Below are 18760 nucleotides of genomic sequence, written 5' to 3' on the forward strand. Positions count from 1 at the left end.
AACAAATTTACCGATACAAATAACTGTGGTGTAAATGTCTTTTTTCCTTGCATGAGTAAATTTAAAAAAAATCAAATTTATTTACAAGGTTTTGTATATTTGAGTTGTGCAACATGCACAGCGGTTTAGCACCATTACGCCTGTAAGGTATTGATTTTACTGATATTTTACATCCTCAAAATCCAATAAGTACAACATAAGTACAACAAATTAGAACTTATTTACAAAGCTGTAAATTCCTTTATTATCAAGCTGCGCTTGACGATTAAAATCTAAGAATTCTCCTATCCTACTACAATAATATTGACTTGTTGCTTTTGCATACCCATTGATCAAAAGCAAATCATTTAAACATTCTCCTCCTGGAAGGATCACATATCCTAATTGTCTATTCCAATAGTCGTAATAGTTCTCCTGTTCTGTAATGATTGTAACAATCGTTTTAGGCGGTGCAACCGACAAAACGAACTGTAAGGACTGCAAACCAAATTGAATCAGTAAATGAGCTGGTAAATGGCTTTTCTCTTCGTCCTCAATCATCTTTCTATTAATCTTTACTTCTGGTGCATCCAAACCATAAAGACGGATTTCTTTTTTCATTTGAGTGAAACGATTGCAAATGATGATGCTATCTCCATCAAGCACTTCTTCAATTTGCCAATGGGTTTCCACTATATACGGTGCTTTTGCGTTGTATTGCATTGATTTTCAATGTTTTAAGTTATTGATAATCAAAGATAATCATTGAACTTTGTTAAATCAAAATTCATTAATTATTAACGTTTTAAAATTTAAAAAAATGGCAAGACAAAAAGGCGCTTTAAAGTATGTAGGAACTCTAGGTGATGTTCGACACTTTAAAATTAAAGGACAGGAAGGCTACTTTGCAGGCATGGTAGGCGGACCAACAGGTGACCAAGTTTTAACTGCACCTGAATTTGAGAGAACTCGTGAGAATATGAACGAATTTGGTGCTTGCGCCAAAGCTGGAAAAGCAATTCGCACAGGATTATCTCAATTGATGAAACAAATGGCAGACAGCCAAGTAACTGGAAGATTAACTTCTATTATGAAGAAAATCAACCTTGAAGACCAAACAGAAGCGAGAGGTTATCGTAAAATCGAAATCTCAACACAAAGAAATTACCTTAAAGGTTTTGAATTTGACAAAAACGTTTCTTTCAATGGTATTTTCAATGCACCATTTTCTGTAACTCATGGAGTTGACAGAGAAACAGGTGATTTTGTGGTTCCTGCATTTAATCCATTGAATTTGGTTAATGCTCCTTCAGGTGCAACGCATTTCAGATTAATTACAGCTTTAACAGTTGTAAGTGATTTTGAATACAATGCAACCACAAACAGCTATGATCCAATGGATGCAGCATTGAATGAAGTAAACAACATTCAATATTCTGGGTATTTGGATTTGTTTAGTCCTGTTCCTCTTACAACAATTACAGCAACATTACCAAATGCTGCTGTACCAACTGCAAATACTTCAGTATTGCAATGTATCGGAATAGAATTCTATCAACAAGTTGGAGCAAATTACTACTTGTTTGCAAGTGGCAACTGCTTAAAAGTTGAGGACGTTTTCTAAAAGAAAATCCTAAAGATTCCTCACCAAAAGTGAGGAATTTTTTATTTAACTTCAAATCTATTCATCCAATGAAAAGCAAAATAATAAGAATAGCACAGGGCAAAAATAGCACGTTAAGTCAGTTGTATATCAATGATATTTTTCAATGCTATTTGTTAGAAGATAAAATCAGAGCTGAAAAGGTTCCAACACAAACTGCCATCCCATCTGGAGCTTTTACTTTAAAATTAAATACTCAAGGTGCAAAAAATGTAAACTACAAAAAAGCATTTGGAAAACTTCATCAAGGAATGATTGAAATTACCGGAATTCCAAATTTTAGTTTTGTTTATATCCACACTGGAAACACCATCAAAGAAACTGCTGGATGTCCGCTTTGTGGTTTTGGTTTCACTTTTACTGAAGGTGAATATGTAGTTACTCAAAGTGTTGCAGCTTACAAAATGGTATATCCGAAATTGGTTAACCTGGCCAAAAGCACTTCAAACAAAATCGTAATTGAAAATAATTTTCAATTTTAAAATCAGCTCGCAATGGAAAATATAAATAATATCACGGTGCTTTTTGGCTCTCTAATTAGTGTTCTGCTTTCGGTTGTGGCTTATTTTATCAAGCAATTACACACCGATTTCAAAAGAATGGAGAAAGATTTGGTTGAAGTAAAAACTATGGCTTTAATCATTAAAACCGAGTTCAAAAGTGGCAATGATTTATTAAACCATAAAGTAGAATACCTAGAAAAACGAGTTCAAACATTAGAAATTTCAATTTTTAAAAATCAAGACAATGAAAAATAAAAATATGAGTGTTGTTGAGCGTGTGAAAGCTCCAACACCAAAATGGTTCAAAGTATTAAGAACCATCGGAATCACTTTAGCTTCTGTTGGTGGTGCAATATTAGCTTCTCCTGTTGCTTTACCTGCTGGAATTGTAACCGCAGCAGGTTATTTGTTACTTGGTGGAACTGTTGTTTCAGCAGTTGCACAAACTGGAGTAAAATCGGAAGAAGAACCGAAAATTGCACCTGAAGAAAAAGTAGAATAATAAAAAAGAATTGCTTCAGTAACTAAATTAAGCTCCGTAAAACGGAGCTTTTTTAGTTTATAACCTTGCTTAACTATGCTTTGCATCGTTTTTATCCGATTTATTTAAGCGGTGCGTTTATATTGCTTTTATGTTGCACTCAAATAGCTTACAAAGTGCAAAAAAGTAGATTCAATTCTTTTCAAAATCAAATCATCGGTTGCAGTAGCGGTGTAGAATTACTCTGCGCATATCGTTTATAAGATTTAGATTTTCATGGAAACGTTTTTCGCTTTGTTCCAAAAGCTTTAATGCTTGAACGCTTTTAACGTGTTCTTCGTGGTCTTTTATCTCTTGATTAACTTTCATTGAAAATTCCTTTCTAATGTCTTGTAAGCTCAAAAATGGGATTACTGAACCTTTAAGGAATTGATGCCAAAATTTTGTTTTCCAAAGTGCATAAGCAGTTAAATTTATGGTATCAAAATCAGATTCGTTTTCAAAAATGATAACGAAACTGTTTGTAAATGGCTCTTTTTGTGGCTTTCCGCTGTTCATCCCTTTGTTAAGTAGGAATAAATGCGGTTTTGTGTAAATAGTGTCTTTTCTGTGGGTTTTAATGATAAATTTCAGCATGGCTTCGGCTTTTAAAAATTGATTATATTTTCAATTTTCCTTAGATTTTCTTTTGAAAAGCAGGTGTGCCTCGCTACGCTCCGCCCATTAAATTTTTTCAAAAGAAAAAAAAAAAAAAAAGAAAGCCATTCGTCTAGTGGAAGGTTTCAAAAAAGCAAGTTTTTCGGGTAAAATACTACCTGTCAAGGTGGAGATTTTATCCGAAACCCGTAGGGCTTGAACTTGATTTTTTGTAAACCTGGAACTTATCTTTGCTTCCTTTTTTTTATTTATTTTTTTTTGAAATATCCAATCATAGTTGTTATGTAATCGGATTTGAATCGGAAGAAGTTGTATTTATTGGGATTTTGTTTTGAAATCAGGTCGTCTTCTAAAGGGTATTGAATTTTAAAACAGGATAAATATCCATATGCAAATCAACTACAATGCTTTTATCCTGTTTTAAAATTTAATACTCTTTAGTGGGTTTGTTTTTTGAGGATGCTTTGTGAGTCTATTGTAAGCCAGATTTGTAAATTAGAAGAATATTTGATTTGAAAATGGAAAGCATCTTCAAAAAACAATGCATTATACTACCGAGTGCGGAATGGCAGTAGCGCGAGCAAGTGTATTATTTTTTAATTGCTTATTGGGATGTTCTGATTGGTTTTATGATGGATTGATGCCTGATATATCTTTAATATCAAATAGTTCAATTACTACGAAGTATGATTGAAACGATAAGGCATCAGGCCATCGTGAAACCAATTTATTGGGATTGTTCTGGCAAATAAAAAATAATACTCTTGCTGTCCCTTTTTGATTTTGTGGGTGTATAAAAATGCTTATTCCTTGAAGTTGTTTTTAAAATCAAATGTTGTTAAGCATTTTTACACACTTACAAAGTCAATGAAAAAACTATCCTATATCACCACAAAGTATATAAAATAAAAGCCCAAAACCTAACAGATAAAACACTAACTAAAAATTCAAAAAAAGATTTAAAAACACACACTGCCGATTGGTAGTGGCAGCGGTGAAGGACGGTCTTTTTTATTGCAGGCTGGTGCGAGGAAGCAATAAAAAAAGTTGTCCTGGAGCCGCTGCCTTGCGCGTTGGGTGCGCGGCTTTTTTACATAATGTTATTATAGGGCATTGAAAAACCAAAAAAACAATAACTACGCTTTTAATGCCCTATAATGCCACATTATGTAAAGAAGCTTGGGGAAAAAAAATTACTGGCATGAGTTGCGAAGCGTACGTGTTATTGCACCAATAACCATGACAGTAATTTTTTTTTAGAGCGTTGGGAAGGAGTGTCCTATGAAAGCTAAATGTCTAGCTTAGTTAATTGAGTTAATTGTCCAATATATCATCAGGTTTGTTGATTAATGGATCTAACCAATCTGCTTTATCATTTGCCCAATTTATCCATTCTTGTGTTTCTTGGTCTAGAGTATTTTCGTTTTGTGCTTTCTCTTTTTTTGCTTCAATGTATTTCCTAATTAGAAGTGATTTATTGTATTGTTCCGATAATTTTACGAGTTTATTGAATTTTTCGACCTCTTCGTTTTTTAGTTGTTTTATTTCTTCCTTCCTTTTTAATTCTGCTTGATAGTTTAAGTGCCAAATACGATTTCTTTCTTTCTGGATTTTTTCTTCAGCTGCATAGATTTCAAGCTTAGCCATTATTTTTGCTAACATTTCTTCAACTTTGGTTTTGCCATCACGCCATTCTCTTTCACCAGAGTATTTCCCCATTTTAATAATGAACTCTCCCGTTGGAATGTATTGCGAAGAGCCATATTTTGTTGTTGGAGGAATTCTCTTTGAAGCTTCTCTTAAATCGATTTCAATGAAAACAGTATCTATTAAAACACCAATATAGTTATATTCTTTACTCCAAGTATGTCCTCTATATCGTAATAATTTTGTAAAACTATCCATAAAAAGTAATGCTCTTTTTTCACAATCTTTTCCAACTCTTATGGGATAGACAATTCTATTATCCTCACGATAAGAATTGAATTTTATTTTACCTTTCCAATAATCCTTTGTTTGAATAGTAAGTATATCTGGCTTTGTTATAGTTTCAGGAACTGTCAAAGGAGCGTTGGAATCATTCTCAATTTCTTTGGTTCTTATGGTTAATGGAGTTTGGTCAACATTGATAGTGTTTCCTTCTTCTCTTAATGTCATAACAATTTTATCAATACCTCCAAAAACAGGATTTAGTTTCTCTATTTTAACTTTTTTATTGTATTTGAGTTTTAGCCAATGACCATTTTGTGGCATTGGAATTTCAAATTGTTTGCAAATTTTTTTAATACCTTCGTTCGAAAGTGCATACTGTAATGTCAATTTTGAAATTGGTGTAGACCAAACCAAATCATATAATTGCTTTCTTGATAGTTCAATTGTTTCCATATGTAATAACTATTTAAAAATTACAATTAAAGATACAATTTGTTACTTAAAAAAGGAAATTAGCGAAATGAAACAAACAAAGAATTGATGCTAGGAATACTTGGACTAGGAGCGATTTTTGTGCAGCTGAATGAGATAATGAAATTTCTCTACTTTATTTTAAAAAAAAGACCAGTAAGCTGTTCTAATGGGAAGCATTACTGGTACAATCATTATTTAAAATAATTTTAAAACTATTTTTCAATATTAAATGCCTTAGGATCTATTACAGGTAAAAAGGCATTGTGTAAATAAGTTCCTTTAAATGTAGAAAACATTATGCCACGAATTGTAGAAATCGAAATTGAGTTTATTGCAATAATGATGTCTGATGGTAATTTAACTTCTTTGTCAACGACAAAACTTGCTAAGTTTTCAAATTCAAAAATTAAACTTGATGAAAGTTTTCCCAAAATGAAAGCATTATCTTCTGTAAATATTTCTACGTTAGGCTTTATTGCAATGCAATTTTCATTAATGTTTACCAAATGCTCTATGTTGATATTGAATTTGAAAATGGTATCCATACCAATAGCGTAATCAATAGCGGATAAACTTGATTGTAAAAATTCTATATTTTTTAATCTAAAGCTGATATTTTTTTCTTGTTCCATAATTAAATTGCAGAAAGTGAGTATGTGCTTATATAATCAGGTTTTTTGAAATTAAATATTGCTGATAAATTAAAATTACTCTTTGAAGTACTTGTCGTTTCAGCAACAATATGAATGTCTTTAATCTCAATTTTCTCGATTATTTCGGAATTAACTAAATTGATATCTAGTTCTTTTTGTAAAAGAATTAGAGTGTCGTGTGTAAAATTGTGAGTACCACTTAACCATTTGCTTATTTCGGAATTGTTTTTCTTAATTTTTTTTGCAAATTCAGTTTTTCCATACCCTTTAGCTTTAATTGCATCAGCAATTTTTACAGCAAGACGCATTTTGCTTTCCGTTTTCTCCAGTTCTTCTTGAGAAATGTTTTCAATAAGTTCTGAAAGTATAGGGCTTTTGTATGTTCTAGGTTTGTTATTCATCATCATTAAAATTAAAGTTAATATCTCCTTCAAAATCTAAATAATCGGTAGTGAATTTTAATTCTTTATCTAACATTCTTTGTTTGATTTCTTTTGATAACTCTCTAAGAAAATAATTTTCCTCAGTTAGTTTTTTATCCTCCTGTAATGCACTTATTGATTTTGGTTTGTGACCACCGCCTCCTATTAATACAATACTTGTACCATATCTTATACAATACAGTCGTAAATTAGAATTTGGATTATCATATAAAGCGCATACACCATCACTTGGGTTACCTTCGTTAAGTTTAAAGAAATTTTCTTTCGCACCAATTTTACCAATATTGATAAGTCTTTTATTAATATCTGTTATCTCAGTTAAAAATTGCGCTTTATTTTCAATAATAAATCTGTCGTATAAAGTCATTTCCTCTTCCTCAATATAAATAGAATATACTGAAGCTTCATTACCACTAAACTCTTCTAATTTTACTATCTCGCAATTCATTTCTTTAAAAAGGTGTACAAAGGTAAATAAATATTTCACTTATAAGTGAAATTTTGTAATAATTAACAAAAATATACTTTTTAGGTAAACAAAATATAAAGGCTACTATCTAATTTTACATTAGAATGGTAGATAATTTTAATAATTAATCTACAAACATAGTTATCCTAAAGTCTAGTGCCTTTTCTTTACAACTTGGACAATAATTATTGACCGTATTTAATTTTAGATCAAAATTATTTATTGTGTTATTATCATAATTATTTCCTTTTAATACATCATCAGTGTAGAAGAGATACTTATCTGAATTCTTGTGTTCTAAATAGTTTATGTTTTCAAATTCTAAGGTTTCCTTATTAATTGCAGGAACTGGACAATTGGTTTTATAACTAAATCTTCCTCCACCGTAACTAAATTCGTTTGAAAAACCACAAGATTTACATTTAGTTTCTATTACATTTCCCATTTTTATATTAATATATTTATTTAAGCTTTATTTTAAAAACGTTCTGAAGAATTTAATTTACAATTTTCTTTTTTAGCTCATAAACCTTCCATTTGTCACCTGAAAAAACCACTTTCGCATCTACATCACAATTTCCACCAATTTTAGTGTTTTCAATAATTTCTTTTGGGACATAATAATCTCCTATAAAACCAAATGAAGGAGTTAAACGATTTTCATCACCATAATCTAAATCTTCCCAATCTATGGTTTTGCCATACTGTTTAAATTTAAGTTTTAATAGACCTGAAATGTCTTTTCTTAAAGTAGTCGTAATTTCATCTGTTGGCTTAATTTCAATAGCTTTAAACATTAACTTATTGTGTTTTTTGTCTAATTTATGAACTAATCTAAGTTGAATAAATTCACCCTCAATAGGTCTTAGTTCGGTTTCTTCAAATCTAATTACCCCATGAATTCTATTATTTACTACATAATGGAATAACTGCTTTTCTATATTAATACTATCTATTACAGCTAGAAGAGAAATGAAATTATTAAGAACATCTTCTTTATTGACTTTTGTAATGTTTTTTAAGTCAATCCTTATTTCTTCTCTAACTTTCTTTTGAAGTTTCTTTGCACTAATAAAATCGCCTTTAATCAAGGATAAGTTTTCCATTGGAAAAAACACTTCTTTATTATCACTTGAAATTGCATGCACAATATTTTTTTCAACATTAATATAATCTACAACTGCAATTATATCTTCTAAACAACTCCATTTAGGCTTATCTGAAATTTCGACTAATAAAGGATAATACTCCTGTTTAAATTGATGTAATTTAATTTTATCTTCTACTAACTTATTATGAAGTTTGAACTTAACAACATGACCAACTTGCAAGTCCTTTAAAATTGGAAAACGATTAGCATTTATTGATAAACTTAAATTATTACCATCAGTAAAACTTAATTTTTCTTTGTTTTTATCGTTTTTCCACTTTTCAACAAAAACTAATTCTGTCCACGAAATATCTTGATATGCAAAATTTTCTGCTACAATAATAAATTCATTATATAATTCTAAATTGTCTTTATTATGAGTTTGGATGCCCTTAGTAAATACAGCTAACTCATTGAATTTATCAGATACATTTTTATTATTAGCACTTTTATATTCCTGGTATTTATTTAGCTCTACCAAGGCTTCTTCTAATTTATTTTTCTTAATTAATTTTTCTGCTAAATCTAATCTTGTGCTTCCTAAAAAGTTTTCATCTTTTTGTAGCTTTATCGCTTTAGACAACATTCCAATTGACAAATCTACTTCCTCCACTGAAAACAATAATGCAAACTCATGCCAAACATAAGCTTGATCACCTATTTCAAGCACTAAATTTTTATATATTTTGATTGACTCTTCAGCTTCATTATTTCTTGCTAGTAATGTAGCGTACTCACGCTTCAACCAAATATCTTTTGGAAATTTTGTCACCCCTATTTTATAAGCATTTACAATCTTATCCAAATTATTATAAGCAGTACCAACTTTAATTAAATCAAAAGCTTTTTTAATAGCTTTTATAGCCATTGGAGGATAAATCTTATCGTCTTTTTTAACCTCTCTCCAATCACTTTCAATAAAATTATCCGGATTCCAATTTTCAAAGAAATTCAAAAAACGCCATTCTTCATTTTCTTTCATTGAAAATAAGGCTGAGTTCAATATTTTTGAATGTATATCTGAACCATTTTGATTCTGAAAAAGTGAATTATATTCTTCAAATATTTTCCAAAGGTCCGCTTTTCTATTTTCGTTATCTGCACTATATAGTTTCCAATAATAAGGTTCGCGTAATAATTCTACAATTTTTACTGGTGAGATAAATGGTATTTTTTCAAATAAGATTTTGCTATCAATTTGTGTTTTTTTATCTATAAATTCTCTTAATACTCTTGAAATTAAAGATGGATATGTCGTACCATTATTATGACTTTCCATTGTATCTTCTCTTCTTAATTTAGATGGATCCCAAAGTAAAAAGAAATTATACAGATTAAAGTCGGATTGGTCTTTAGAAAAACCTAATGCGAAATTTAAAATTGTCGAATGTAGCATTGATGGTCTTTCATTGGAAAGATTTATATAATCCATCATTAAAGATTTTAATTCTTTAATTGAACTGTTTTTTTCTTCAGCTTTAATATATCGATAAATTACCCAACCATACGCTTCATGATGAATTTCAAGTAACTGATTATTTGAAAACATAGCTTTCATGTTACTCAAAGCTAATTTATGATTTCCATTTCTGCTTAAATTCTCGGCTTCTTGAATTTTTGAATAATTACTGTCAATTTTAGGTTTTAAAAATGCAATTTGACTTGTAATTATATCATCAATATTAGTAAAATTAATTGCTACTAATTGATTAAAATATTTTTGGGCTTCTGTTAAATTGTTTTGGGTTAAAGCCGCTTTACAAAGGTCAATTAATGGCCATGCTAATGCGTTTTGATTCCAAGCTTCATCAGGGTCAATTTGATACAATTGTAAAGCCATATTCAAAGCTTCTTGTATCTTTCCTTCTCTTCGTAATTCAAAAACTGTTCTACTGTCCATTATAACAACCAAGATTTTAAATTGTTTGCTAAATCATCATTTGATTTTTCAGTTACAATTATTGAATTAATAAAACCTTTCGTTTTTTGAGAAACACTGGTACCATACCAAACTTGAAATTTTATTTTATCCGTGCTATTAGCAGCTATAAAAATATCGTGATTGTTGTGGCTTTTCTCTAATTTAAGATTGAAATTATTATCTTTTAATGTACTGAACCATTTTGAATAAATTTCTTTTCTAAAGTCATTTATACCTTCCAAAGAGTTGTCTTGAATTTGATTTATGTCCGAAGTAAATAAATTTTTAATCAGTTTTTCAATTATGATACTATCATCATTTTCTAACTTATCAATTCTTACATTGCTTACAGCAAATTTGTCTTTTTCTCCTTTATTATCAATATTTAAGATACATTTTTTGTCAGTAGCTTGAGGAATAGAAAAAATGATTTTAGTTAAATAATCTGATTTTTTTTGAACACTTTCAAGTACATAACCTTTTAATTCCAATTGTTTTGTAAGTAAATCAATTGTTCCAATTACATTTTCATTGGTAATACCTTCTAATTTTTCAGAGCCAATATGTTTAAACTCATAGTTTTGAAATCTTAAAAAAGTATTCGTTGCATTATTATTTTGAATCGTATTATTTGATTCGTCTTTAAATTCACAATTTTGGAATGGATTAATTTCCTTTGGATTAACTATGTAAGCGCAATCTTCTGTTGTTGTAATTGCTGTATATAACCATCTAAAATATTCAGCATTGTTGATTCCTTTACTTTCGCCTTGATCAGCGTTAATAATTGTTTCATTGAATGCAGAACCTAATCCTTTGTGAACTGTTAAAGCCCAACCATAATTTATTAATACTGCATTTACTAAAGCATCTTTTTCTCTTAAAAGATTTGAAAGTCTTCTGTTGAATTTAGAGTAATAACGAGGTAATATTATTTTCCTTACTTTATCAGTAGTACTGATTTTTGTCTTTTTATCTGAAGGTAAATTGTATTCATTAGCAATAATTTCTAAAGCTTCTTTTTCATTATCAGTTAAGTTAATGTAGTCGGCATCTTGTTTTAAATTTCTAAATTCCTCGCTTGAATTGAAAGGAAATTTATTCTTAAAATCACTTAGTCTTTTATTTACAAAAACTCGAAAAGCTATCTTTTCATTATTTGAAAGTCCATCATCACTAATGAAATAATTTTCTAAAATCCATATATCAGTGTCTGGAGTTCCTGGCAAACTCAAACACTTCACATTAATATTGATGAAGTTTAAATTAATTGGTAAAGGTGATTGACTGATTGGCTGTGAAACGTTTTTAGGCTCTTTTATTTCATTTAATAAAAAATACATCCCATTAATCACTTTTTTAGGTTGGTTAAATCCTGTATCATCTGGAATTGTAACATTATTATTTGCAACTAATAAATCTCCTTTAGCCAAAGATTGACCATTGTTTAAACAATTGTTCTTTATCCATAAATTAGTGGTTTTTGCGTCTTTTTTAGAGTACATCAAAACCGCTTCTTTAGGTTCAGAAAGTTTAGGTTGGCTGAACCAATGTTTTAATTTATTACCAATTTCAGGTTTACTAATTTGGATTAAGTTATCTTCATTCCAATTGTAATGTAATTGGTTAAAAAGAGTATTTTCAATGCTATTTGCAATTGAATAGCGCATGTTAGAAATACCATTAGTTTTTGTCACTTCTATAGGATTTCTATAATGCTTAATACCACCTTCAAAAAGTTCTGATAAAGTGTTAGTATTTATAGCTGCATCTTCATTTTTACCAAATGACAATGAATATGGATCACCAATACATATAACTTTTCTATTGTTTTTTTCAAGGTTTAAAAACTTAAAAATATCCTCTAATAATCTGCCACTACCAAAACGTAGTAATTCGGACTGGTTTAAACTTCTGTTTACAAGATGGGCTTCATGAATAATTATTAATGCTTTTTCGTCAATATATTCATTTGATTTTATTGGAATTATTTCAAGCAGTTTTGATTCTGCATTGTCTTCTTTTTCTTCCTCCTCTTCAATACTAGTTTGGTTATTTCCACCATAAATAGCTTTATAAATACTATCTGTTTGGACTCTTGTTCTATCTGTAATCTTCTTGCAAATTCTTGCTGAATGTGCCCAAAGTTCTATTTGTGGGATTCCAAAGTTGGTAGCTTCTGTAATTAGATATTTCATCCAATTATCGCGACTTTTAACCTCCATAGATTCTAAAACAAAAACACCGCTATTTTCATCTTGTAAAAAATTAGACAATTCAATTTCTACTTCTTTTTCAATTTCTTGTATGTTTTCTTCTTTTGTAATTACAGGATTTTGTATGTTAACTTCTTCCCATTTATTTGCTGGAAAAACTACTTTTAAAGCATTTGCAACTTCTTGAGAAAACTTATTCTCACTTGCAAAATCATACAAAAAAGTAGTCAATTCTGATTCTTGTACTAACTTATAATATCTTAAACTTCCTGGTATATTGTTTACAACTTCTACTGGACCTGAAAAAATATTTGCTATTGCAACCTTTGAAGCTTTAACACTACCATTTAGATAAATATTCTTTTCTATAATTTCATAAAAAGCTTCACGATATGCCTTTAACTGCCTAAAAGGATTAATGAACCGTGAACCTGCTTTTATTTCGATTCTGCTTTTATCTTTACTACTTTCTGAATACCACTTTGTATTTTGAAACTCTTCATCATTTGGAGGTAGATTAATAGTACCCTGATAATCTTTAAAATCTATTAAAATTAAACCGTGATTATAGCATAAAATAGCATCTGCTCTAAACCTATGATAATTATCGTTGAACGGATTACCAATAAATAAACCATCCCAATTTCTTTGAGAAAAAATAGTTTGCAATTCTAATGCACATCTTCTGAATTGCTCATTCTCGTGTGTGTGCTCTGCTCTGTTATGTAGTATTTCTAAACTCATTACTATTTGGCTTAAAAATTATGTTTTTAGTAGTTTTTCTAACTTATTCCAATGTCTTTTAGTTTGCGATTTTATCTTGTTTGGAAACTTAATTTTCTGTGCTTTTTTTGCATAAGAAATAAAATTACCCCAATCAAAATGCTGTGTTATCTCAAAATAAGACTTAGATGCGTTCCAAAGATATTTGTTTCTTCTATCTGCTCCTTTGTATGAAAACCTCTTTAGAAGTCTTGCTTTGAATAATTCACCTGAATATTTATTTAGTGGCTTATTTGAAAAATATTTTCCTCTTTTGATGGTGCGTTTCATTTTTCGGTAATATCCTGAGATACTTGCCGATTTTATTTTCGCATCAACACCATCAAATTCTAACCCTAAATAGATGAAGTTTTTATTGTAGTTTATCCCATTTGGAAATTCCTGACCGCATTTCAAAACCCTTGCATTTCTTTCAAAATGAAAAATTTGTGTTTTTTTATCTTGAATGGTTAAACAACTATTTTTAATTTTTTCTGCAAACTCCTTAATTACCTCGTCTTTTTTATTTAATGGACAAATTGCTACCATATCATCAGAATACCTGCGGTAAACACCACCAATACTTTCAAGATATTTGTTTATTTCATAATCAAAATCAAGCATATAAATATTTGCTAACACCGCACTTATTGGAGAACCTTGTGGAATTCCAAAATTTTTTGTAACCGTATTTTCTGCTTCGTCTTTAATGAATCTTTGTTTTTTGACAAGACCTTTTCTTTTTGATAAATATTCCTCCTTTGTACAAAAAGCAATTGCTTCTGCTTTTTTTAGGTATTTGATTTTAGAAACTCTCTTTCTTGTTATTGTTGGATTTCCATTAGCTGAAGCTTTTACAAAAATTTGATTTTGAAATTCTTGGAAAATATCAACTAAATCAATGTAACTGAATCTTGTAATGTTTCTGAACACATTGAAATGATCATCAGGTAAAGGTTCGGTTGTAAATCCTAAAACCTTTTTCCATTGTTCCCGTAATAATTTGTGATTTAGATTGTCAAAAAAACCTTTTATGTCAAAAGCTATTGCTACAAAATTGTCTTGTGGATATTCATTTATTGATTTAAACACATCAACTGCAAAGTCAATATTACATTTGTGCTTTTTTGAACCCACTTTCACAGGTATTTTTCTGTAAGCTGTAACAACATCAGTTAAGTTTTTATGAGAAAGAATCTTTTCATATTCTTTAGTCAATAATTCAGCGTAATAACTATACACTAGTGCATCTAAATGACCTGCATAGTATAATTCTCGTTCTTTTGGTTTTGTAGCGTTTCTAACTATTTTTTTACCATTTTTAGAAGTAAATAGAAGTTCACCTGTTTTGTCGCAATACTCTTTTCGGAATTTTCTAACCTTACTTTTTTTATGAATTAAAGGAAGAAAATTATGAGCTGCTACTTTTAATGGATTTGTAACGTATGGTTCTATCCATACATGGCGGTCTTTAGCCAACAAAGGATAACCTATATGTGGATAGCGTTTTAGCTTAAACCAATCCTTTTCCTTTTTTACTAATTTGTTGACAGCCATATTTTATTATTAAAGTGAAAAAAGAGGAGGTCGACGACGAAGCAGTGCTTTTACCAATTTGTTACAAAAGGTGAAGAATACATGCGTTATTGATGCCTAAACATCGCTCCTTCAAGTCGGGTAATTATTATTATATCTTTACAAATTAAATCTAACACTATGAAAGCATCAGCTATTTATAAGAACATAACAGCTATATTATCCCTAAGCAATCTGTTGTTCACAGCGCTGGGGATAACAGATTGCTTAGGAAATATTTATTCAACATTAACTTGCATATCTGAAATTCGACTGACACAACAGCGTTTAATGTTGCGTTAGATTGCTCTATACCATAAAACGTATTCTCCGGCTCCTCCTCTAATTCACTTATATTTAATTTACAAACTTTTTTAACTTATTTACTAATCCTAAATTCTCAATTAAAGCAATCATTTTTTTAGTAAGCGGCTTTGAGAACTTTTCAGCTTTGGTTTTGAAACCGTTTTGTTTAATTTCCCATTTTTGCATGCCGGCATAAATAATTTCTAAATCCGTTGATTTAGTATCAATAATTAGTTTTGCTACAGTATTTAGCAATTCAATTTTGTCAGTTTCTTTATTTATAAATGGTAATTCGTATATGTCTAAAACTTCATTTACAGCTCTTACAAAAGATTTGTTTTTTGGATTTGACAATGCGTCTAAAACTTCTTTTTGTTTTGATGGGTTTATAATAAACACTTCGCCACTTCCTTTTCTGTCTTTCGCTAAATAACTATTCTTACTTAAATCTTCTTTTAGCTGTGGTGAAAAAGTACCGTGATTTGAGTTTATGAAATTATAAGGTATTTTTTGGTCTGTAAAAGCATTAATGTTAAAAACTGTTTTTTGTGTAGCTACCTCGCCATAATTGATTTTTAAACGGTTTTCAATTTGTTTGTGAATCATTGCTACATACAAATTGTAATTAATATCTTCAAACAAGGAGTCCAAAGTCATAATATTTTCAACTTCAAATGCATCTTTTAAAACTGCTCGCATTAGTTTCTTAGACAGTTGTTCACTCAATGCAATTTCTGAATCTAAAAATTGACAATTTTCTATTAAAGATTCTACTCTTTTGATAATAATTTTTTGCTCGTCAATTGGAGGTAAAGGAATTAATGTACTCCTGAATTGTTCGTGGGTAATACTAGGAGAATTAAAACCATCCATGAATTCTAAAAATCTATCTTCAATATATTTCGAAAGTAAAAGCCAAAAAATATATTTATTCTCAATAAACAAACAATCGAAAACAGCAAAACCTGTCGAACCAATATAGTTCGGTTTCTCATCTTCTATAATTGCTAAATTATGTAAATATGGTCGAACTAATGAATATAAAATGTTTCCTTTTTTCAATACTCTTCTAGCTCGTGAAGACAATTGATTTACAGGTAATAATTTTGAATCCCTTACAATATTCTTTTTATTGTCAATAGCATCAATATCAACATAATTAATTAGTTCATTTGATTTTAGTTCATTATGAATATTTAAATTGTCAGCATTTATTATAACTTCTCCTAGTCTGCACCAAACCCAATTAACTGGTAAGTCAAAAGGAGTATCGTGCTTATCAACTGGAAGAAGTTTTTTTTCTCTTTTAAGTTTTTTCTCTTTTATTAGTTGTAGCTTCTCTTTTTTAATACGTTCAAAAAGTTTTGAAGCATCTTCTATACTTGTGTTTACATCACGCCATTTAGTTGTCAATTTACCATTTATTGCTTCGGAAAAAATTGATTGTTTAAGTGCTTTTTGCAATTCAAATTGATTATTCTTTTCAAATTGAATTTCTTTTAACTTATCATATTTCAATAGCGTATCTTCTATCAATAGATGTAATTCATCATAACCTTTAACTAATTCTCCATTGGAAATCCTAACTGCATCATCTTGAATTGTTTTATCACATTTAGGGAGAATTAATTTTTTAAGTTTATTAGCATTTACACTTGGCCTGAAATTATCCTCGTTGAGAGATACAATTTGTGACCAATAGACATAGCTATTTAGAAAAAGATTCAAGTAGTTTGAATTCGTATCTTCGTTTGCTCTAATACGGATGAGATAGCCTGCATAAATAGACAAAGCTGGTGGTTTGGAAATCAAAAAACTTTTTCCTGTTGTTCCACCTGTTCTTGCAATTAAAATATCATTTGGAAATAATAAATAGGTTTCTTCATCAGTACAGTTACAATATGGTACTGTTTCCCAATTTACTTTTCCATCTGTTATGTCACTTATTCTTAAAAACTTATTTCTTCCATGCACTAGTGCAGAAGCATTATACCCATATTGAGTACCTGTAATTAAATCTTCTAAATGCACTGTTTCAGAATTCCTTTCAAAAAAATACTTGAGAATGATAGTATTACGGATTTGTTTTTTAATCTCGTTTTCATCACTCAAAAAGGTTAAAGGAATGAACTTGAATGATAAAATCATAGACTTAATTCTTTTAAAAGTTGATTAATTCTATCTTGGCTTTTGGTCATTTTTTCAATTATTTCAGCTCTGTTGTATTCTATTATTTCTTCAACTTTATTAGGATTTTTTATATCTAAATCCCAATTGTTAAGGTCTTTTAAACTTACTTTCCAAGAAACTTCACTTTCTTTTCGATCGTTCCACCAATCAATAATCGGTTGAAATTCTTCAAATTGTATTACTTTCTTTTTTGAGTAACTTTTTTGTCCAACAGGTAATTCATGTCTGTAATACCAAATATCCTTTGTAGGACTTCCTTTTTGAAAGAATAATAAATTAGTAGCAACAGTAGCAGGAAAGAATGTACTTTGAGGTAAACGTATGATAGTATGTAAATTACAATCCGTTAATAATTTTTCACGAATACGAGCTTTAACACCTTCACCTGTGATTGAGCCATCAGGTAATACAATTGCTGCGCGACCGTTATTTTTAAGTAATTGAAGCATTAAAATAACAAACAAATCGGCACTTTCTTTACAGCGATATGTTGCTGGAAAGTTGGTTTCGACACCATCAGCAATACTTGCACCAAATGGCGGATTTGCTAGGATGACATTCACACGGTCTTTATTGCCAATAGCATTATATTCTTTTTTCAAACTATCGATGTAATGATAGTCTGGCACTTCCATTTCGTGTAATATCAAATTGGTTAACCCTAATACATAAGCAACTGGTTTTAGTTCCCAACCCGTTATACTTTTTTGAAGTATATGCTCATCGTCAACCGTTTTTACATAGTTTTCTCTAACGTGGTCAATAGCTGCTGTTAAGAATCCTCCTGTTCCTGCCGATGGATCTAAAACTTTTTCACCTAATTGTGGATTGGTCATTTGTGTCATTAACTGCGTGACCGCTCTAGGTGTGTAATATTCTCCTTTGTTTCCTGCATCACGTAATTCTTGCAAAATACTTTCGTAAATGTTTCCGAAAATATGTTTGTCGTCAGAATTATTGAAATCAATTTCATTGAGTTTATTAATTACTTTTCGCAATTCATAACCTGATTTCATATAATTGTTTGAACCATCAAAAACTTCTTTTACAATAGCTGCACGCTCGGGATTAGTATTGCTTGTTAAGTTTTTGAGTGAAGCAAATAAACCTTTATTATTTTCTGAATTACTATCAATAAATTCTAATAATTCGTCTCCTGTTATACCCTCAGAATTTGAAGCCCAATTGCGCCACTGAAATTTTGTTGGAATTACGGAAACATAGTTGTCTTTTATAATTTCTAATTCTTGGTCTTTATCATCAATAATTTTTAAGAAAAGCATCCACCCGAGTTGCTCTAATCGTTGTGCGTCGCCTGATATACCTCTATCTTGACGCATTATATTTCTAATACTGCTTATTACCGCACCTACGTTTGCCATTATT

At 29.9% G+C, this 18760-nt stretch carries 16 protein-coding genes; 4 read left to right on the forward strand and 12 right to left on the reverse strand.

Annotated elements, in window-relative coordinates; all coding sequences use genetic code 11:
- Positions 1-210 precede the first annotated feature (210 nt).
- A complete protein-coding gene (locus ACIQ06_RS13970) occupies positions 211-702 on the reverse strand; it encodes a thermonuclease family protein (RefSeq protein WP_298180596.1) in 492 nt (163 codons plus the stop codon).
- Positions 703-799: 97 nt separating this feature from the next.
- Here ACIQ06_RS13970 and ACIQ06_RS13975 point away from each other — a divergent pair, with 97 nt between their 5' ends.
- The 4 genes from ACIQ06_RS13975 (at position 800) to ACIQ06_RS13990 (ending at position 2647) form a co-directional block, all read left to right on the forward strand.
- Entirely contained in the window at positions 800-1603 is an 804-nt protein-coding gene (locus ACIQ06_RS13975; protein WP_396147344.1) for a hypothetical protein, read from the forward strand.
- Between the two features lie 68 nt (positions 1604-1671).
- Positions 1672-2124: a DUF5675 family protein gene (locus ACIQ06_RS13980; protein WP_396147346.1), complete on the forward strand. Its 453-nt coding sequence runs from the start codon at positions 1672-1674 to the stop codon at positions 2122-2124.
- Positions 2125-2136: 12 nt separating this feature from the next.
- Complete coding sequence (locus tag ACIQ06_RS13985) at positions 2137-2400, forward strand: hypothetical protein (RefSeq protein WP_298180602.1); 264 nt, start codon at positions 2137-2139, stop codon at positions 2398-2400.
- Positions 2390-2647, forward strand: a complete 258-nt coding sequence (locus ACIQ06_RS13990; RefSeq protein ID WP_298180604.1) for a hypothetical protein — start codon at positions 2390-2392, stop codon at positions 2645-2647. The genes ACIQ06_RS13985 and ACIQ06_RS13990 overlap by 11 nt, the downstream gene beginning before the upstream one ends.
- 192 nt (positions 2648-2839) lie before the next feature.
- On the opposite strand, the gene ACIQ06_RS13995 is transcribed toward ACIQ06_RS13990, so the two are convergent.
- The 11 genes from ACIQ06_RS13995 to ACIQ06_RS14045 all read right to left on the reverse strand — a co-directional run bounded on the left by ACIQ06_RS13995 (position 2840) and on the right by ACIQ06_RS14045 (position 18756).
- Positions 2840-3262, reverse strand: coding sequence for a DUF6943 family protein (locus tag ACIQ06_RS13995; RefSeq protein WP_396147349.1), 423 nt, complete (start codon positions 3260-3262; stop codon positions 2840-2842).
- Positions 3263-4597: 1335 nt separating this feature from the next.
- Positions 4598-5668 (reverse strand): hypothetical protein, encoded by a 1071-nt coding sequence (locus ACIQ06_RS14000; RefSeq protein WP_396147351.1) that lies wholly within the window; start codon positions 5666-5668, stop codon positions 4598-4600.
- 233 nt (positions 5669-5901) lie between these two features.
- Positions 5902-6321 carry a hypothetical protein gene (locus ACIQ06_RS14005; protein ID WP_396147353.1) on the reverse strand — a complete coding sequence of 140 codons (420 nt, stop codon included), beginning with the start codon at positions 6319-6321 and terminating at the stop codon, positions 5902-5904.
- Between the two features lie 2 nt (positions 6322-6323).
- On the reverse strand, positions 6324-6746 hold the full coding sequence (locus ACIQ06_RS14010) for a multiprotein-bridging factor 1 family protein (protein WP_396147355.1): 423 nt from the start codon (positions 6744-6746) through the stop codon (positions 6324-6326).
- Complete coding sequence (locus tag ACIQ06_RS14015) at positions 6736-7233, reverse strand: hypothetical protein (RefSeq protein ID WP_396147357.1); 498 nt, start codon at positions 7231-7233, stop codon at positions 6736-6738. Before ACIQ06_RS14015 ends, ACIQ06_RS14010 begins: the two co-directional genes overlap by 11 nt.
- A 145-nt stretch (positions 7234-7378) precedes the next feature.
- Positions 7379-7699, reverse strand: coding sequence for a hypothetical protein (locus tag ACIQ06_RS14020; RefSeq protein ID WP_396147359.1), 321 nt, complete (start codon positions 7697-7699; stop codon positions 7379-7381).
- 52 nt (positions 7700-7751) lie between these two features.
- Positions 7752-10304 (reverse strand): DUF7017 domain-containing protein, encoded by a 2553-nt coding sequence (locus tag ACIQ06_RS14025; protein WP_396147362.1) that lies wholly within the window; start codon positions 10302-10304, stop codon positions 7752-7754.
- The gene (locus tag ACIQ06_RS14030) at positions 10304-13285 is read right to left on the reverse strand and encodes an NERD domain-containing protein (RefSeq protein WP_396147364.1); all 2982 of its coding nucleotides are present in this window, start codon (positions 13283-13285) and stop codon (positions 10304-10306) included. Before ACIQ06_RS14030 ends, ACIQ06_RS14025 begins: the two co-directional genes overlap by 1 nt.
- Positions 13286-13303: 18 nt before the next feature.
- The gene (locus ACIQ06_RS14035; RefSeq protein WP_396147365.1) at positions 13304-14860 is read right to left on the reverse strand and encodes a reverse transcriptase domain-containing protein; all 1557 of its coding nucleotides are present in this window, start codon (positions 14858-14860) and stop codon (positions 13304-13306) included.
- Between the two features lie 375 nt (positions 14861-15235).
- Positions 15236-17332: a restriction endonuclease subunit S gene (locus ACIQ06_RS14040; RefSeq protein ID WP_396147367.1), complete on the reverse strand. Its 2097-nt coding sequence runs from the start codon at positions 17330-17332 to the stop codon at positions 15236-15238.
- Positions 17329-18756 (reverse strand): N-6 DNA methylase, encoded by a 1428-nt coding sequence (locus ACIQ06_RS14045; protein ID WP_396147368.1) that lies wholly within the window; start codon positions 18754-18756, stop codon positions 17329-17331. Before ACIQ06_RS14045 ends, ACIQ06_RS14040 begins: the two co-directional genes overlap by 4 nt.
- Between the last annotated feature and the right edge of the window lie 4 nt (positions 18757-18760).

The sequence above is a fragment of the Flavobacterium sp. genome (assembly GCF_044341265.1).
Classification (GTDB): domain Bacteria; phylum Bacteroidota; class Bacteroidia; order Flavobacteriales; family Flavobacteriaceae; genus Flavobacterium.

Excerpts from the sequence above, each read along its gene's own strand:
- ACIQ06_RS13980 (WP_396147346.1), top strand. The coding sequence starts at position 1,672 with ATGAAAAGCAAAATAATAAGAATAGCACAGGGCAAAAATAGCACGTTA.
- ACIQ06_RS14015 (WP_396147357.1), bottom strand. The coding sequence starts at position 7,233 with ATGAATTGCGAGATAGTAAAATTAGAAGAGTTTAGTGGTAATGAAGCT.
- ACIQ06_RS14020 (WP_396147359.1), bottom strand. The coding sequence starts at position 7,699 with ATGGGAAATGTAATAGAAACTAAATGTAAATCTTGTGGTTTTTCAAAC.
- ACIQ06_RS13990 (WP_298180604.1), top strand. The coding sequence starts at position 2,390 with ATGAAAAATAAAAATATGAGTGTTGTTGAGCGTGTGAAAGCTCCAACA.
- ACIQ06_RS14000 (WP_396147351.1), bottom strand. The coding sequence starts at position 5,668 with ATGGAAACAATTGAACTATCAAGAAAGCAATTATATGATTTGGTTTGG.
- ACIQ06_RS14045 (WP_396147368.1), bottom strand. The coding sequence starts at position 18,756 with ATGGCAAACGTAGGTGCGGTAATAAGCAGTATTAGAAATATAATGCGT.
- ACIQ06_RS13985 (WP_298180602.1), top strand. The coding sequence starts at position 2,137 with ATGGAAAATATAAATAATATCACGGTGCTTTTTGGCTCTCTAATTAGT.
- ACIQ06_RS14030 (WP_396147364.1), bottom strand. The coding sequence starts at position 13,285 with ATGAGTTTAGAAATACTACATAACAGAGCAGAGCACACACACGAGAAT.
- ACIQ06_RS13995 (WP_396147349.1), bottom strand. The coding sequence starts at position 3,262 with ATGCTGAAATTTATCATTAAAACCCACAGAAAAGACACTATTTACACA.
- ACIQ06_RS13970 (WP_298180596.1), bottom strand. The coding sequence starts at position 702 with ATGCAATACAACGCAAAAGCACCGTATATAGTGGAAACCCATTGGCAA.
- ACIQ06_RS14010 (WP_396147355.1), bottom strand. The coding sequence starts at position 6,746 with ATGATGAATAACAAACCTAGAACATACAAAAGCCCTATACTTTCAGAA.
- ACIQ06_RS14025 (WP_396147362.1), bottom strand. The coding sequence starts at position 10,304 with ATGGACAGTAGAACAGTTTTTGAATTACGAAGAGAAGGAAAGATACAA.
- ACIQ06_RS14005 (WP_396147353.1), bottom strand. The coding sequence starts at position 6,321 with ATGGAACAAGAAAAAAATATCAGCTTTAGATTAAAAAATATAGAATTT.
- ACIQ06_RS13975 (WP_396147344.1), top strand. The coding sequence starts at position 800 with ATGGCAAGACAAAAAGGCGCTTTAAAGTATGTAGGAACTCTAGGTGAT.
- ACIQ06_RS14040 (WP_396147367.1), bottom strand. The coding sequence starts at position 17,332 with ATGATTTTATCATTCAAGTTCATTCCTTTAACCTTTTTGAGTGATGAA.
- ACIQ06_RS14035 (WP_396147365.1), bottom strand. The coding sequence starts at position 14,860 with ATGGCTGTCAACAAATTAGTAAAAAAGGAAAAGGATTGGTTTAAGCTA.